The following is a 2,497-nucleotide window of genomic DNA, read 5'->3' as shown; positions in this document are numbered from 1 at the left end:
CATTGGTGGCCGTTAACTGTCCGGCATCACCATTGGCAATGATGGTCCATTCTCCATTGAGTGTTGATCCTGTCAGCGAGGCATCAAGGTCAAAGGCAGCATCCCCGCAAGTGTTAAAGTTGGCGGGCAGTGTGGCCGTAGGCCTTTCAAAGATGGTCAATGTATGCTCTTCCACATGGTCGGAACAGGAGTTTGGAGCTGAAGCAACAAACTCAAAAGTAACATTTCCGAAGTAGGAGCCATTCGGTGTGAAGACAGCCTCCCAGCTTCCGCTGTTGTTGGTGGTAGCTGTCAGGGAGCCGGAAGCATCAACTGAAGCCCCTTGCCCAGCCTTGATTTGCCATTCTCCGTTATTGGCCCCACCTGAAACAGTCCCCTGCAAAGTAAAAGGATCAGCCTCACAGACTTCAGTGGCCGTTGTAGTGATGGCAGAAATTGGTGCTTCATCGATAGTTAATATAAATTCTTTTATATCATCATCACACGGATTGGTTGCTGAACCTGAAGCAATGAATTCAAAAGTTAAATCTCCAATATATATACCGTCCGGACTGAAAGTAGCAGTCCAGTCGCCACTATTATTGGTTGTAGCAGAAAGAGACCCTGCTGCTGGCTCCCCACTTTTTAATTGCCAAAGACCTGAAGTAGCTGATCCTCCAATATTTCCTATTAAATCGTAACTAGCGTTTTCACAGGTATTGTCAGAGGGAGTCGGTAAATTTGCTATTGGCAATTCTATTACATCTAATAAAATAATATCTTTTGTTCTTTCGCATCCATCAAGAGATATATAAGTAACCTCTATTTCCTGGAATCCTAAACTTACAGATGCATGGCCTGCATCAAAAATAGTCCCACTAACTCCATTTCCAGCATATGAATAGGTGCCTCCGGCTGGGGAAGCATTTAAATTTATTGATGTAAGATCAAATAAGTTATTATCCCTACAGACTTTTATTGGTGTAAGGAATGCGGGAATTGTAGGGGTAGGGTTTAAGGTAATAGTGAAAGTTTCAGTAACAGGAGTGGAACATCCATCATTAGTTGCGGAAACTGTAATGGTAGTAACAATATCCGAGCCTGTATTATTAGCTGATGTCACAAAAGTAAGGCTGTTGGTTCCTGAAGCAGGATTGCCAATTGCTGTATTATCAGCTGACCATGTGATATTGTCTGAAGCACTTAAAGTACTAAAATCAATATCAACCAGTTCTCCTGGGCATCTGTTTATATCAGTAGGTATAGGATCAAAAACCGGAGCGTCAAAAATGATGATATTAATTTCCAGTGCAGGACTTTCACAACCATCAGCATCTGCTTGAGTAGCATATCTGGTAAAACTTCCATTATCTGCAGTGGGTATGTTGAGGGAAGATAGAGTAGGGGATGCACCAGTAGTCAACAAGGTGGAAAGGGAAGATTCCTGATACCATGAGATATTGGTTCCTGATACGGCATTAACTGTGGTAGTGGTGGCATCATCATCCACACAAAATGGATTATATGTATCTGCTATAGGCGTAGTAGGTATGGTATTTACAGTGACGGTAGCTGAGCCTGTTAAGACAGCATTAGTACACCCTGTTGAAATATCCGTAGCTTCAACTATGCTATAAGTTTTTGTTTCTAAAGGATTTACAATGATATTGTGTCCATCAGATATAGAAGCCAGGTTGAAATTATTTGAACCGTCAGTATAAATAACATCATAATTCACACCATTACCCGATAGATCAAATGTTAATGAAGTATTCTCTCCATCACAAATTGAGGTTGTACCTGTGATTCCTGCGGTAAGATCCAAAGAAGGTTCTGTGATATTGATTGTTTGTTGCTCTGAGCATCCATTGGCATCTGCTATGGTTACTGTTACCAGACCCACACTTGCATTATTAAAACCTTGAGTAGTAGCACTGGGAGCTAATATTGTTGCTCCTGAAGTATTTGCATCAACAGTAAAAATATAGGGAGGTGTGCCTCCAGAAGCTGTAAAGCTACCGCTGCCATCGCTATCTCCTTTACATGCTAAAGTTATATCTGAACTTGCAGTATTAACTATAACAGGAGGATTATCAATAACAATAGAAGTAGTTGTAGCTGAACATCCGTTGTTGTCAGTGACAGTTACAGTGTAGCTTCCGGCCGCCAGCCCGGTATAGATACCATTGGCATCCCCTGTGGTGTTAGAGGGCTCTTCGTTGAGGACATAAGTGTAGCCTCCCGACCCGTTTCCGGCCGTGGTGGTAATCTCTCCATCAGACGCTCCAAAGCAACTAAGTTCGGCCCCGTTGAAGTTGCTTGTTATGGCAGCAGTAGCTGAAATTGCCACAGGCTCTGTTAAAGTGACATTTTGTTGTGTGATGGAACAGTTGTTGGCATCTTCCAGGTCAATAGTATAGTTTCCAGCAGAAAGGTTGTTGAAGCGATAGATTGCCCCCGGCTGTGTTTGTGTTGCTGCGGCATCCCCTCCAAGAGTGAAAGTGTAGTTGCCGGTCCC

At 42.9% G+C, this 2,497-nt stretch carries 1 protein-coding gene; it reads right to left on the bottom strand.

The window, feature by feature from the left end; genetic code table 11:
* Positions 1–2,497 (bottom strand): hypothetical protein (locus tag JKA74_RS20610; protein ID WP_201433136.1); only part of this gene is annotated, 2,497 nt, incomplete at both ends.

This window comes from Marivirga aurantiaca, from assembly GCF_016679925.1.
Classification (GTDB): domain Bacteria; phylum Bacteroidota; class Bacteroidia; order Cytophagales; family Cyclobacteriaceae; genus Marivirga; species Marivirga aurantiaca.
The sequence above is the reverse complement of the archived record's forward strand: the minus strand, read 5'-3'. Positions and strand labels throughout refer to the sequence as shown.